This is a genomic window from Aeromonas allosaccharophila, from assembly GCF_000819685.1.
GTDB lineage: Bacteria > Pseudomonadota > Gammaproteobacteria > Enterobacterales > Aeromonadaceae > Aeromonas > Aeromonas allosaccharophila.
This window is the reverse complement of sequence record NZ_CDBR01000093.1, coordinates 87236-100666: the sequence shown is the minus strand read 5'-3', so window position 1 is coordinate 100666 and position 13431 is coordinate 87236. Positions and strand designations below refer to the sequence as shown.

12 protein-coding genes are annotated in these 13431 nt (G+C 60.0%); 6 read left to right on the top strand and 6 right to left on the bottom strand.

Annotation, left to right across the window (positions count from 1 at the left end; genetic code table 11):
* Window positions 1–35 precede the first annotated feature (35 nt).
* Window positions 36–1205, bottom strand: a complete 1170-nt coding sequence (zipA, locus tag BN1115_RS16470; protein ID WP_042657997.1) for a cell division protein ZipA — start codon at window positions 1203–1205, stop codon at window positions 36–38.
* A 15-nt stretch (window positions 1206–1220) separates the two neighbouring features.
* Window positions 1221–4595: an AAA family ATPase gene (locus BN1115_RS16465; protein ID WP_042657996.1), complete on the bottom strand. Its 3375-nt coding sequence runs from the start codon at window positions 4593–4595 to the stop codon at window positions 1221–1223.
* A gap of 213 nt (window positions 4596–4808) precedes the next feature.
* Between BN1115_RS16465 and cysZ the strand changes: the two genes are divergently transcribed.
* Complete coding sequence (cysZ, locus tag BN1115_RS16460) at window positions 4809–5573, top strand: sulfate transporter CysZ (RefSeq protein WP_042657995.1); 765 nt, start codon at window positions 4809–4811, stop codon at window positions 5571–5573.
* A gap of 146 nt (window positions 5574–5719) precedes the next feature.
* The gene (locus BN1115_RS16455) at window positions 5720–6334 is read left to right on the top strand and encodes a trimeric intracellular cation channel family protein (protein ID WP_042058557.1); all 615 of its coding nucleotides are present in this window, start codon (window positions 5720–5722) and stop codon (window positions 6332–6334) included.
* An 85-nt stretch (window positions 6335–6419) separates the two neighbouring features.
* Here the strand turns inward: BN1115_RS16455 and BN1115_RS16450 are convergent, their stop codons facing one another.
* The 4 genes from BN1115_RS16450 to BN1115_RS16435 all read right to left on the bottom strand — a co-directional run bounded on the left by BN1115_RS16450 (window position 6420) and on the right by BN1115_RS16435 (window position 9768).
* Window positions 6420–6671: a lipoprotein gene (locus BN1115_RS16450; protein ID WP_005338457.1), complete on the bottom strand. Its 252-nt coding sequence runs from the start codon at window positions 6669–6671 to the stop codon at window positions 6420–6422.
* Window positions 6672–6718: 47 nt separating this feature from the next.
* Window positions 6719–7264, bottom strand: coding sequence for a peptidoglycan L,D-endopeptidase MepK (gene mepK / locus BN1115_RS16445; protein WP_042658030.1), 546 nt, complete (start codon window positions 7262–7264; stop codon window positions 6719–6721).
* Window positions 7265–7426: 162 nt separating this feature from the next.
* On the bottom strand, window positions 7427–8911 hold the full coding sequence (locus BN1115_RS16440; protein ID WP_042657994.1) for a L,D-transpeptidase family protein: 1485 nt from the start codon (window positions 8909–8911) through the stop codon (window positions 7427–7429).
* 92 nt (window positions 8912–9003) lie between these two features.
* Window positions 9004–9768, bottom strand: a complete 765-nt coding sequence (locus BN1115_RS16435) for a substrate-binding periplasmic protein (protein WP_042657993.1) — start codon at window positions 9766–9768, stop codon at window positions 9004–9006.
* Window positions 9769–10091: 323 nt separating this feature from the next.
* Here BN1115_RS16435 and BN1115_RS16430 point away from each other — a divergent pair, with 323 nt between their 5' ends.
* Genes BN1115_RS16430 through BN1115_RS16415 form a run of 4 tightly spaced genes read left to right on the top strand, consistent with a single transcriptional unit; the run spans window position 10092 to window position 13246 of the window.
* Window positions 10092–10637, top strand: coding sequence for a hypothetical protein (locus BN1115_RS16430; protein ID WP_042058565.1), 546 nt, complete (start codon window positions 10092–10094; stop codon window positions 10635–10637).
* 55 nt (window positions 10638–10692) lie between these two features.
* Window positions 10693–11712 carry a glycosyltransferase family 2 protein gene (locus BN1115_RS16425; RefSeq protein WP_042657992.1) on the top strand — a complete coding sequence of 340 codons (1020 nt, stop codon included), beginning with the start codon at window positions 10693–10695 and terminating at the stop codon, window positions 11710–11712.
* Entirely contained in the window at window positions 11709–12080 is a 372-nt protein-coding gene (locus BN1115_RS16420; RefSeq protein ID WP_005338463.1) for a GtrA family protein, read from the top strand. Before BN1115_RS16425 ends, BN1115_RS16420 begins: the two co-directional genes overlap by 4 nt.
* Entirely contained in the window at window positions 12080–13246 is a 1167-nt protein-coding gene (locus BN1115_RS16415; protein WP_042657991.1) for a hypothetical protein, read from the top strand. The genes BN1115_RS16420 and BN1115_RS16415 overlap by 1 nt, the downstream gene beginning before the upstream one ends.
* Window positions 13247–13431 lie beyond the last annotated feature (185 nt).

Sequence of the window (13431 nt, the reverse complement as noted above, 5' to 3'; positions counted from 1 at the left end):
ACCGCACTTTTTCTTCACTCGACCCGCATGGCGTATTAGTCGCGACTGGCCTCGTAGGCAGCCAGCTCGTGACGGTAACGGGCAATGGTCTCGTCGCTCAGCGGGCTGCGATCCATATCTGTCAGCATGGCATCGAGATCGCTGGCAAGCTGATCGGCAGCCTGCAGCATGTCCTCGAAGGCAAACGCGGCATTGCTGCGCAGCGGCAACTGCATGAACAGGGAGACACCCGGCGTGGTGAACTGTTCCATCCGGTACGGGTTGAAGGTGCCCGGCTTGACCATGTTGATCATGGAGAAGAGCACTTCACCCTTGCCGTTGGGATCTTCGTGACGGTGGAAAATATCCATCTCGCCAAACTTGAAGCCCAGCGCCATCAGGGACGAGAGCAGGGTTGCACCTTGCAAGTCGTGACCCGGACGGCCCATCAGGTTGATGACATAGACATCCTGCCAGATCTTCTCGACCGGTTGGGGCGCCATGCGCGGCTCTTCAACCACCGGAGCAGGTGCCACATAGACCGGCTCTTCATAAACAGGCTCGGGGGCCACATGACGGGGCTGCGGCTGATATTCCGGCTCGGGAGCGCGCACCGGCTCGGCACGAACGGTGTCAGCGGTACGGACTGTCTCGGCACGGGCACCGAAGGTCGGGGCGGTCGCGTAGGCGGGCTCGACCAGCGGCTCGTCGTCCAGCGACTGCATCATCGGCTCGCGCTGGGCACGGGAACGGTAGACCGGGGTACGACGATTGACCTGTGCAGGCTTGCGCACCGGTGCGGCAGGTGCCTCGTCGATCTCCTCGGGCTGCGGTTCGTCGAACGCTTCCTCTTCTTCATAGACAGGAGGCGGCGGAACCGGACGGGCAGCAGGCTTGCGCACTACGGGCGGCGGCAGATCGTCCTCGTCATCTTCATCATCAAAGGCGGGTACGGCGGGGCGACGAGCGAGTTCCAGCTGGCGGCTCTCTTCGCTACGCAGCTTGGGCTCGGCACGACGGCCACCACTGACCACGCGCACCTGGCCGATGCCATCGCTGTCGAAGGCGTCGTTGTCACGATCCCGCGACTTGGAGTCCATCCGTCCAATCGGTTTCTCTTTGATCGGTGCCTGACGATTTTTTCTGTTGCTCCACAACCCGTGAATGAGCAATGCCGCAATAGCAATACCGCCCAGGGCAACCAAGATGTAACGCAATTCCTGCATTAGCTGCTTCTCTTTCTAGTTTTGCTCAGCCAAAGCGACGGCTTCACCGATATCGACCGACACAATGCGAGAAACCCCGGGCTCTTGCATCGTGACGCCAACCAGCTGCTCAGCCATCTCCATGGAGACCTTATTATGACTGATGTAAACGAACTGTACTGTGCTCGACATCTCTTTGACAAGAGAACAGAAGCGACCGACGTTCACTTCATCGAGCGGTGCATCCACCTCATCCAGCAGACAAAAAGGTGCTGGGTTGAGTCTGAAGATGGCAAAAACCAGCGCAAGCGCGGTTAACGCCTTCTCCCCCCCGGAAAGCAGGGCAATGGTAGCATTCTTCTTACCCGGAGGTCTCGCCATGATGCTCACTCCGGCCTCCAAAAGATCATCGGAGGTCAACTCAAGCCAGGCACTGCCCCCACCGAACACTTTTGGAAACAGGGATTTTAAATCTTCGTTGACCTTATCGAAAGTGTCCCGGAACCGTATTTGTGTCTCTTTATCAATTCTTTTAATGGCTTGGCTCAAGGTTTCCAGTGCTTGCTCGAGATCCTGACACTGATTTTCGAGATAGGTTGAGCGGGTTTTCGCCTCTTCATACTCCTCCAGCGCCGCCAGGTTGATGGAGCCAAGCGCTTCCACTTGCGCCTCCAGGGTCTGGATCTCCTGCCGCAGTTTGCTGCGATCTGCGGCGATCAGCACCGCCTGATCGAGATCCACCAGCCTCACCCCCAGCTCTTCGAACTGCTCGTGCAGCCCCTGTCGACGGGTGAGGTTGCGTTCGCGCTCAAGGCGCAGGGTTGCCAGCTTCTCCTGCAATACGACCAGCTGCTTGTGATCGGCACTTCTGGCCTGATCCAGCTCGCTCAATTGGCGCTCCAGCTCGGTCAATCGTTGATGGCAGGCGAGTTGCTGCGCCTCCAGATTGCGCTGCTCGGCCAGCAGGGGCGCCAGATCCGGCACCGCCTCGCTATCCGGCCCTTTCAGCCCGGCCAGCTCCAGTCCAAGTCTCGCCAGCTCCTCTTCACCCAGGGTAATGAGTTGGCGCAGATTGCCCAGCTCCAGTTGCAAACGCTGGCAGGCTGCTTGCTGCTGCTCTCGGCGCACACGGGCCTCCTCGACCGCCCGCTCGCAGCGGGTCAGCCGATCCTGAGCGACCTGCAGCGCTTGTGTCAGCGGCTCACCCTGCTCCTGCAACTCGGCAAGGCGCGCCTCATCGAGTTCCAGTTGCTCACGGGCATTGGCCAGCCGCTCTGCCTCTTCGGCCTGCTCCTGATCGAGCCGGATCAGCTCTTCACCGAGCTGACCGAGCCGCTGCAACCGCTCCTGCCGCTGACCCTGCTGCAGGCTCCAGGCTTCGCGCAATTGTTGCCATTTCTGCTCCTGCTCGCGCAAGGTTCGCTGCGACAACTCCTGCGCGCTGGCAAGCTGGGCGCGCCGGGCATCGGCTGCAACAACTTGCTCGTTCAGCTGTGCCAGCCCCGCGGCAACCTTCTCCTGCTCGGTATGCAACCGCTCACGCTCACCGAGCAGCGCCATGGTGCCGAGCGCCGCGCCATGCCCCAGATCTGCCCAGTTTGGCCCCAGCCAGTCGCCAGCAGGGGTCAGTACCGACTCACCGGCAGCAAGGCTTGGCTGGCGGGCCAATGCCGCCTCCCTGCTATCGACCAGCCAGATCGCATTGAGGAAGGCGGGAATGTGCTCGCCGCCCAGTTGCGCCGCCAGGGTACCGGCAACCGCCGGTTGCGCCGGGCCAATCCAGAGTCCCTCTTGCGCCAGATTGCACTCGTCCGCCAGAGTTGCGGTGAGCCAGCGGCCGAGCACCTTATCGAGCGCCGGAGCCCATTCGGAGGCAACGTGCAGCCGATCGGCCAAGGTCGCCCCCTCCATCTGCTCCCCGAGGATCTGATCCAGCGTCGCCAGCCGCGCCTCCAACTCCCGCTGCAGGCTCAGCTGCTGGCCATGCTGCTGCTTGAGTTGTTCATGGGCGTCGACCGCCAGTGCCAGCTGTTCGGTCAGCTCGCCGGTGGCAGCCCGCGTCAGCTCCAGCTCACAACTGAGTGCATCGAGAGTCGGTTGCAGATCGTCAGCCTCTGCGCCGAGGGGGCCAGCGCGTTCATCTTCCAGTTTGAGACGGGCCAACCGGGTCTTGGCTTGCAGCTCCTGCAGGCCACCCAAGCGGGTGCGGGTCTGGTTGAGCTGCCCCTGCAACCCGGCCAATTGTTGTTGCCACTGCTGCTGGCGCAGACGGGCCTGCTCCACCCCCTCGCTGGCATGCTGGCGGGCCTCCTGCTGCTCGGTGAGCAACTGCTCACACTGCTCCAGCCGGGCGCTCTCCTGCTCGGCGCGTAATACCCCTTCGGTCAGTTGATCCTGCTGGCTGGCAAGCTGCGCCTTGCGGGTAGCAATCCGCTCGCCCAGCGCCTGAGCACGGACCTGCCAGTCGCGCCCCAGTTCACTCTGGTGCAGCTGTTGCTGTTCGAGACGGGCGATGGCCTGGCCGCCGAGAAAAATCTGTTGCTGGCGGCTCGCCTGCTCGGCTTGCGCCTCTTGTCTGGCGACCGACAGGGTGACGTGGCGCCCCTCATCGGCGGTGCGCTTGGCATCGAGCGCCGCCAGCGCCTGCTCGGCCTGCGCCAGTTCGGTTTTGGCCTCGCCAAGGCGCGTCTCCAGCGCCCACAATTCGGAGCCAATCAGCTCGGCGCGGGCGGCGCGCGAACGACTCTTGAGCTGTTTGTAGCGCTCGGCGGTCTCGGCCTGGGCTTTGAGGTGGTCGAGGCGCGATCCCAGCTCGCCGCGAATATCGCCGAGGCGCTCCAGATTCTCCTGGGTATGGCGAATGCGCTGCTCGGTCTCGCGGCGCCGCTCCTTGTAACGGGAGACCCCGGCCGCCTCTTCCATAAAGAGTTTGAGATCGGCCGGGCGCGACTCCACCAGTCGGCTGACGGTGCCCTGCTCGATGATGGCGTAGCTGCGGGGGCCCAGACCGGTACCGAGGAAGAGATCGGTGACATCCTTGCGGCGGCACTTCTGGCCATTGATCTGATAGTAGTTGGTGCCATCGCGCAGCACTTCGCGGCGCACCGAGATCTCGGTAAAGCGGCCAAACTCGCCGGGCACCCGGTTGTGGGGATTGTCGAACACCAGCTCCACCGAGGCGCGACCGTGCGCACTGCGGTTGATGGAGCCATTGAAGATGACATCGGTCATATTCTCGCCGCGCAGATGGCGGGCGGAGCTCTCCCCCAGCACCCAGCGCACCGCGTCGATGACGTTGGATTTGCCACAGCCATTGGGGCCCACCACGGCAGTCATATCTGCCGACAGTTCGATGCGGGTCGGCTCGACGAACGACTTGAAGCCGGCGAGTTTGATCAGTTTCAGACGCATGGCGACCTGTATCAGTGGCTAAATAAAGAGGAGGCGGGCAGGTGACTTTACCAAATCCAGACCCGGCTTTGTTTGTAATATGCAGGCATCATCCCCATTCATGCCCGATGTTCAGTCGCCACGGCACGAAATAAGGAATAGTCGGCGACTTTACCAAATCAAAGGCTTGTTTGTAATATGCTGGCAGTTCTCCCATGCATAGATGGAGCTCACATGAGCCAATCACCCCATATGGTCAAAGATTCAATCAGCGGTGCAGACTACTTCCTGCGCGGGTTTTCCCTTATTCGCCAACCGGGCATCCGCACCTTTGTGCTGATCCCCCTGCTGGTCAACTTCGTGCTGTTCGCCGGGGCCTTCTATGCCCTGCTGCTGCAGCTCGACGGCCTGTTCGCCTGGCTCCATCAGCAGATCCCCGCCTGGCTCGACTGGCTGGATTACCTGCTGTGGCCCATCGCCCTCATCACCATCCTGGTGGTCTTCTCCTTTATCTTCAGCTCGGTCGCCAACTGGGTAGCCGCCCCCTTCAACGGCCTGCTGGCGGAGAAAGTGGAGCAGATCCTCACCGGCCAACCCGCCAATGACAGCGGCATGCTGGATATCGTCAAGGATGTGCCGCGCACCTTCGGCCGCGAATGGACCAAGCTGAAGTATTACCTGCCCAAGGCTATCGGCTGCCTGATCCTGTTCCTGATCCCGGTGGTAGGCCAGACCCTGGCGCCGGTGCTCTGGTTCCTGTTCAGCGCCTGGATGATGGCGATCCAGTACATCGACTATCCGTTCGACAACCACAAGATAAGCTTCATCACCATGCGCGATGCCTTGAAGCAGCGCCGTGGCAAGTGCCTGAGCTTCGGCGCCCTGGTCACCCTCTTCTCCGCCATTCCGGTGGTGAACCTCTTTGTGATGCCGGTCGCCATCTGTGGCGCCACCGCCATGTGGGTCGATCACTACCGGCAGCAGCAGTTGGGACGCTAATCCTTGAACATTGATTAGAAAAAGGCACCCGAAACGGTGCCTTTTTCGCATTTAGCATGAATTAAATTAATGCATGTATTCGAACGCTTGTCCCATATGACACGAGTTGGTAGGATGCGGGCCTTTCTCGCTCCCTGGGATATCTCATGTTACATGCACTCTTCTTGGTGGGCCTGGTGGCCGAAGGGATGACCGGCGCGCTGGCCGCGGGTCGGCGACGGATGGATCTGTTTGGGGTGGTGATCATCGCCTCGGCGACGGCCATCGGTGGCGGTACCATTCGCGATGTGTTGCTGGGCCACTATCCGCTGCTCTGGATTGAGCATCCGGAATATGTGCTGCTGGTTGCCGCCGCTGCGATGGCGGGGGTGGTTTCCGCTCCCCTGATGCGCTATCTCGGCAAGCTGTTCATGGCGCTTGATGCGCTGGGTCTGGTGGTCTTCTCCATCTTCGGTGCAGCCCGTGCGCTGGATATGGGCCACGGTGCCGGTATTGCCTGCATCATGGCAGTGGTGACGGGGGCCTTCGGCGGGGTGCTGCGGGATCTGCTCTGCCAGCGCATTCCGCTGGTGTTTCGCCGCGAGCTCTATGCCGCCATTTCGCTGATCACTGCCGCGCTCTACTGTCTGGCTCTGGATCAGGGCCTGCCTAACGACTGGGCGGCTTTCGGCGCCATCGGCATCGGCTTTGTGCTGCGGCTGCTGGCGGTACGCTTCAAGTGGGGACTGCCCACCTTCAACTATCAGTACGCGACCCACTGAGTACGCCAGCTTCTGGCGAGGCAGGTTGGATTGCGAGCAACAAAAAAGCGCCCGAGCGGCGCTTTTTTCATGGACGGTCTGCGACTCAGTTAATCCCTTCCGAGCTGAAGAAGGTCGCCTTGTCGGCGATAAAGCGGATCTTGATGTTCTTCCCTTCCCCGCCCCAGAGGCAGCTGGTGGTGCCCAAGGCATCATCACAACGCTCCGCCTTGCCCAGAATGGTGCTGGCCTCGGCGTAACTCATCCCCATCTTCAACTGGTCGTAATTTTCACGGTTGAGCTTGCTGCAACCGGTCAACAACAGGGCGATCAGGCCGCCAATCACTATCTTTTTCATCGCTATCTCCTCACTGGTGGGAAGAGCTTGGCAGCTTGCCAACCCCTTTACCAGCTGCGAACCGGGCCAGTATCGAGGTGAACAAAGTTGTCACGGGGATAGTAGCCGACGCCACCCACCTTGAGATTGAGGGCCGCCTTGCGCAGATGGGCCAGCTGAACGCCGGGGATCCGCACATCCACCGCCTGCCCGAGGGTGTGGTAGCTGTGCTTGGCCACGCCGCGGCTCTTGTGACGCTTCTGGCGATTGGTGGCCGGGGCGCGATAGCCGGAGATCAGCTGGATTTCGCTGCGCCGACCCAGCTTGTGCTGCAACAGGAATAGCTGATCAAACAGCTTCTTGTCGATGTTGAACACTTCATTGCGCCGGTAATCGCGGAAGATGTGGTTGAGCTCGGCCAATCCGTCGCTCAGATAGTGGCCGTTCTCCCAATAGCTGGCGCGCACCCGCTCGCCGGTATTGAGATTGAAGAAACTGAGTTCACGCCCGGTGGTACTGCGGCTTGCCAGTGCAGGGAAGGAGATCAGCGAGCAGCCCAGCAGGCAACCGGCTCCCAACAACAGGCGACGTCGACTTATCTCTTGTTCCAGCATAAGGGGTTCGTCCATCGCAGATTCAAGCGAAAAGGTGAATAAGCTCACTGAGTGAATGTCATACAGGCGCTTGAAACTACCCTCCGGCGGGGGGCCCTGTCAAACCTCAATCGCCCATAGAAAAGCCCGGCACAGGCCGGGCTTTTCACTCTGTGGCAGGGATCACAGCAGGCGGCTCTGGAAGCTGACCCGATCAAATCCGTAGATGTCGTTGCGCAGTTGCTGGCGACCATTTTCGTCGATCCAGCTGCTCCAGTAGACGGTAAAGACCGGGATCGGCGTGGTGAGCGGCAACCATTTGGTCTGGCTCTCCTTGAGGATATTGGCCACCTTGTCCGGCTGATAGCGGGAATCGGCCAGCAACAGCTCGGCCAGATCGTCCGCATGTTCCACCCGGATGCAGCCCGAACTGAAGGCGCGCGCCCCCTGCTCGAACAGCGCCTTGCGCGGAGTGGAGTGCAGATAGATGGCGTCATTGTTGGGCAGGTAGAACTTGTAGCGCCCCAGGGCATTGTGATCACCCGGTTTTTGCCGCAGGCGATAGGGGAAACCGGCGGCCAGCGCCTGATGCCAACCCTCTTCGGTGAACTGCACCGGGTTACCCTCGCTGTCGATCACCTCGAACTGCTCACGATTGAGGTAGGCAGGATCACGGCCGAGCTTGGGCAGAATGTCCTTGCTCAGGATCGAGCGCGGCACATGCCAGGAGGGGTTGAGCACGATGGAGCGAATTTCGCTGGCCAGAATGGGGGTGGCCCGCTGCTCCTTGCCGACGATGACCCGGCTGGTGAACACCTCGTTGCCGGACTCCACCACACTCAGGCGGTAGTCGGGAATATTGACCAGCACGTAGCGGCCAGCGGCGAGCTGATCCACCAGATCGCGACGCCACAGGTTGCGCAGCAGCAGGCTGGCGCGCACTTGCGGGCCGGTATTGAGCCAGGAGCGAGTCTGACGGCCGATGATGCCATCAGCGGTAAGGCCATGACGACGCTGGAACTGTTTGATGGCCTGCTCGGTATCGCCATCGTAAATCAGATCACCATGGCTCGGGGCACTGTCGCCCAGCTCGTTGAGCATGGCGCGGATCTGGCCAAGCTCGGCGGCGCTCTCTCCGGCCCGCAGGGTCGGCATATCAAGGGTCGGCCACTTGCTGGCCATCGGCATCGCCAGCAGCTTGTGCACTTTGGCCCGCACCGCCTCGTATTCCGCCACCTGGGGGCGCAGGGATTTCACCTGGGTGAGCAGGTCATCACTGCCGGGCTTGGTCACCACAGGGCGATTCAAATCGAGCTTGAGGGTCTTCATCTGCTCGCGAGAGACCAGATCCATCCCCCGCCAGGCATGCTGGAAACGGCTCAGCTTGGCAAAAATGTCATCATAGATGGCGCCACGCTTGGCGGCAGGGGCGGCCTGCAGGCGCTTCCACAAGGTGAAAAAATCGGGGTGCAGCTGAGCCAGCACAGCCTCTTGCAACTGCTGCTCCAGCTCGACACGGGCCTGTTCGGCCCGACGGCCCTGATACCAGTCATGCCCGGTTTCACTGGCCGCCACCACTACTTGTGCTTCGGTCGCATGTACCGCGCCGGCGGGCAAACATCCCAGCCACACCAGATTGGCAAGAGCCAGCCAATACTTCATCCCCATGAATACCTCAAAACGGTTTGTTCACTCTGTCAGGCCTGACCGGCAGACCCGATGCTCAGGCCGCTCATGATGCGTGAACGGCCAATACTTTGCTAGCGCCCGGGGCCATAACGTTGCCAGATAATGTCATAGGCATCCGTCTCCTTGAACGCGGCTAACCTCTGGTTGAATTGTTGCAAGAACTGCGGCGAAAAACTGCGCTTGCTAAACATGAAAAAGCTCGGCGATTCATACACCACCATGGGATGAGCAACAAACTGACTACTCAGCCCCTCCTTGTTAAGGGCGCTGGGTGTCGCCAGCATGTCGCCGAGGAAACCGTCGATGCGCCCGCGGGCCAGCTTCTCGTAATTCTGCTTGTCGCTTACCGCACTCACCTGTTTGGCATATCGGCCGAGCAGCGACATCACCTCATCCCCATAAAAGTACTCTTTGGTGACGCCGAGGGAGTACCCCTTGGCCAGCCAGCTCGCCAGATCCTGCTCGGGATAGTGGCTGCCCTTGCTGACCCACAGCAAGGTGCGTCCCGGGTTGTAGGAGTCGGAAAACCAGGCATAACGGGCGCGCTCATCGTTGATGTTTGCCTCCATTGCCATGTCTATCTCGCCGAACTCCATCTCATGCAGTACCCGCTTCCAGGGCAGCTCCACATAGTTGACCTTGCAGTGCATGGCGGTGAGCACGGCCGTCAGCACCTCGACGGCATAACCGCGCACCTGTTGCGGTGAGTCAGCCTCATAGTAATGGTAAGGGGGCCAGTTATCGTAACCGACCTGAATGGGCTCGGGGCAAAGCGCCTTGGCAAAGGCCATTGGCGCCCATAATCCAAACAGCAGAGAGAGGGAGAGCCACTTCATAGGTCATCCTTGACGAAAAGGTGAGTCATCATAAATCGCCCCCTGCAAAATGGCGATAGAGGCCAGCGGACTATCGCATCCGCTAGAAAATGACGCAGCAATGTATCTCTATCTGCCAAACTGCCTGCCGGAGCGCCCCTTGCCACTGGCTACTTGCGCCCCGCCAGCCTTGTTTGACCAGCAAACAGCAACATTTGGAACAGAGGGAAAAAGGGGTTAATATGTGACCAAATATTTTTTTGTGATCCACTATGCTTTTTTTGCAATTGGATTAGCATATGCGCGACATCGGCCTACCAATTCTGTCAGGCGTAGAGAGTGATATGACGTACAAAAAGTTCGGTTTTTTGACTGCCATTCTGGCGTTAAGCGGTTTTTATCTTTACACCCTCTATCTGGCTGCTCACCCCAACGTGAGCCTGGCCTACAAACTCTATTATCTGGAAGGCAAAACCCGCTTCTGGGAACACAACTCCAGCATGACCTATCAGCCGGGTAACGAGCTCAATCTGACCAAGCCGAGCCGCTTTCTCTCCAGCGAAGGCTGGGCCAAGAAGCCGAGCGATGAAGGCACCCTGCTCAGCGGTCAGGGCGGTCTCTATTTCGTGCTGCCCAAACAGGCGGCCAATCCGGATCAGCTCACCGTACACGCCCGCATCAACAGCCCGCAAGCCGGGGCCCTGTTGAAAGTGGCGCTGGGTCACGACTTCACCACCACGGTGAAACTGGCCAAGGCGGGTATCAACGAAATCCGTCTCAGTCTGCCCGGCGACTCGCTCACGGCAGACCCCAAGCACCCCAATTTTCTGGCGCTCTCGGCCCCGACCCCCATCAATGTGCAGTCGGTACGTTTGACCGTAGCCCAGTGATCCTTGCCCCGAATACCATTTTATAAAAACAACTATCCCAAATAAGGACGTTCTTATGTCGCATCCAGATTTTCGACTCTCTCTGGTCGTTCCCGTTTACAACGAGGAAGAGAGCATCGATGCCTTCATCAACGCGATAGACAACGAACTGGCCCCGCTGAAAGACCAGCTTGAAATTGTATTCGTCAACGATGGCAGCCGTGACCGCACCCGTGAAGTGGTCGAACAGGCCATCGCCCGTGACCCGCGCGTGACACTGGTCAACCTGGCGCGCAACTTCGGTAAAGAGGCGGCCCTGACTGCCGGTCTGCATCAGGCCAAAGGGGATGCCATCGTGCCGATGGACGTGGATCTGCAAGATCCTCCCGCCCTGATCCTGGAATTCGTCAAACTGTGGCAGACCGGTGACTACGACACCGTCTACGGCATCCGCGTCGATCGCAGCGCCGATACCCCGATGAAACGCGTGACGGCCGGTGGCTTCTACCGCTTCTTCAACGCCCTCTCCACCAGCACCAAGCTGCCGGAGAACGCCGGTGACTTCCGCCTGATCGACCGTCGCGTGGTCGAGGCGATCAAGCTGCTGCCGGAGCGCAACCGCTTCATGAAGGGTCTGTTTGCCTGGGCCGGTTTCCGTGCCGTTGGCGTCCCCTACGAGCGCCCGGCCCGTCACGCCGGTGAAACCAAGTTCAACTACTGGAAACTGTGGAACTTCGCCCTCGACGGTCTGCTCAGCTTCTCCAGCTGGCCGCTGCGGGTCTGGAGCTATGTGGGTGTCGGCGTCTCCTTCGTCGCCTTCCTGTATATCCTCAAGATCGTGACCCAGGTGGTCTTCTTCGGCATCGACGTGCCCGGTTACGCCTCCCTGATGTCCGTGGTGCTGTTCCTCGGCGGTATCCAGCTGTTGTCGCTCGGCATCATCGGCGAGTACATCGGCCGCATGTTCGTGGAAGTGAAACAGCGTCCGGTCTACCTCATTGAAGGGGTCTATGGCCAGTATGCCAAGCAGGATGCGGCCAAACCGCAGAACGCTGAAAGCAATCCGCAAGAGCAGCAGGAGCAAGCGCCTCAATGATCTCCCGCGAGGAATTCTGGCGGCTGGTACGTTTCGGTTTTGTCGGCGGGGGGGCTACCCTCGTCGACCTTGGCACCTCCATCGCACTGTTTCATACCTGGCCAACCATCTCGGAGCACCTGGTTACCACGTTGGCCTTTGCCATCGCGTTCTGGTTCTCCTTCTTTGGTCACCGCTACATCACCTTCCAGAAGCAGGGAGCCGCCAGCAAGTTTCTGCTGGTCGCCCTCTTCTCGCTGGCGGTGCGTAACCTGATCCTGAGCGGCCTGCTGTTTGCGGGGCTCTCCGGTCTGCTGCCGGTGGTCATCGCCACCCTGACCGTTACCGTCCTCACTTACGTTCTCTCTCGCGTCTGGGTTTTTGCCTGATGAATGATATGACCAATACTGCCCCGCTAACCGGGGCTGCACTCCCCTATCGCCCGTCACTGCGCATCAGTGGCCGTGACTGGCTGATGATCATCGCCGCCTTCATGCTGAGTCGGATAGCGCTGTATGGCATGGGCTACTTCGGTGTCCAGCTCTATGGCTCCCCCGATATCGGCCCGCTGCAGGCCTATTGCCAGTTCGACTGCGTCTGGTTTCAGCGTATCATCGAGAACGGCTACGACCTCTACCCGCGCTGGCTGAGCAAGGGCAATGCGGCCAACTGGGCCTTTATGCCGCTCTATCCGATGGTCTCCGGTGCCATCTCCAACCTGTTCAATGTCGAGAGCCTGATCGGCCTCATCATTGTGGCCAACGCCTCCTTCTTCGCCAGCCTGCCGCTGATGTTGCTGGTGTTGCGTCAGCTCAAGCTGGGTGACGATACCGCCCGCTTTGGCGTCTGGCTGCTGGCCTTCTCCCCCTTCTCCGCCTACTTCGTCTCCGGTTATACCGAGTCGACCTTTATGGCGCTGATGCTGGGGATGTTCCTGTTCGCCTATCGGGAACAGTGGCTAATGGTCGCCGTGCTGGGGGTCTGTATCTCGGGTACCCGCAACCTGGGCGTGATGATGGTGTTCCCGGTGCTGATCCTGGCGCTGCAAGCCTACGGCTGGCGGGAATTTTTCCGCTTCACCGAGCGCGCCTTCAAGGTGGTGTTCACCCTCTGGATGATCCCGTTCGGCCTGTTTGCCTACATGGTCTACCTCTATCACCTGACCGGTGATGCCATGGCCTTCAAGCACATTCAGGTGGCTTGGGGTCGTTACATGGACAGCCCGCTGGACTGGTGGCTGAGCGGTTTCGAGCTGGGCGGTCGCAAGGCTTACCTCTCCATCATGGTGATCTTCGGCTGGTGCCTGAACGGTTACCTGTTCAGCCAGAAGCGCTGGGCCGAGGCGACCCTGATGTTCATCTGCTGCACCATTCCGCTGATGACCGGCCTCAACGCCATGCCGCGCTACATGTTCGGGCTCTATCCGACCTTGCTGGCCATCATCCTGCTGACCCATCGCTGGCCCGCCATCCGCCCTGCGGTGCTCTGCATCAGCGGCATGGTTGCCTCCTTCATCGCGGTGGCCTTCGTCAACTTCAAGTTCTTCACCGTCTGATGTGACGACGATGCCTGAAACGCCAAATGCCGGTCACCTGACCGGCATTTTTTATGGCCGCTATTTTTATCAACAGAGCGCCTCCCCCATCACACTTTCCTCGGCTTGAAAACGTAACCATTTGAACTGATGTCACAAATCGGCATTTTGCCGATCCAAGGCGCGCTTTGCTGCTCCTAGAATGG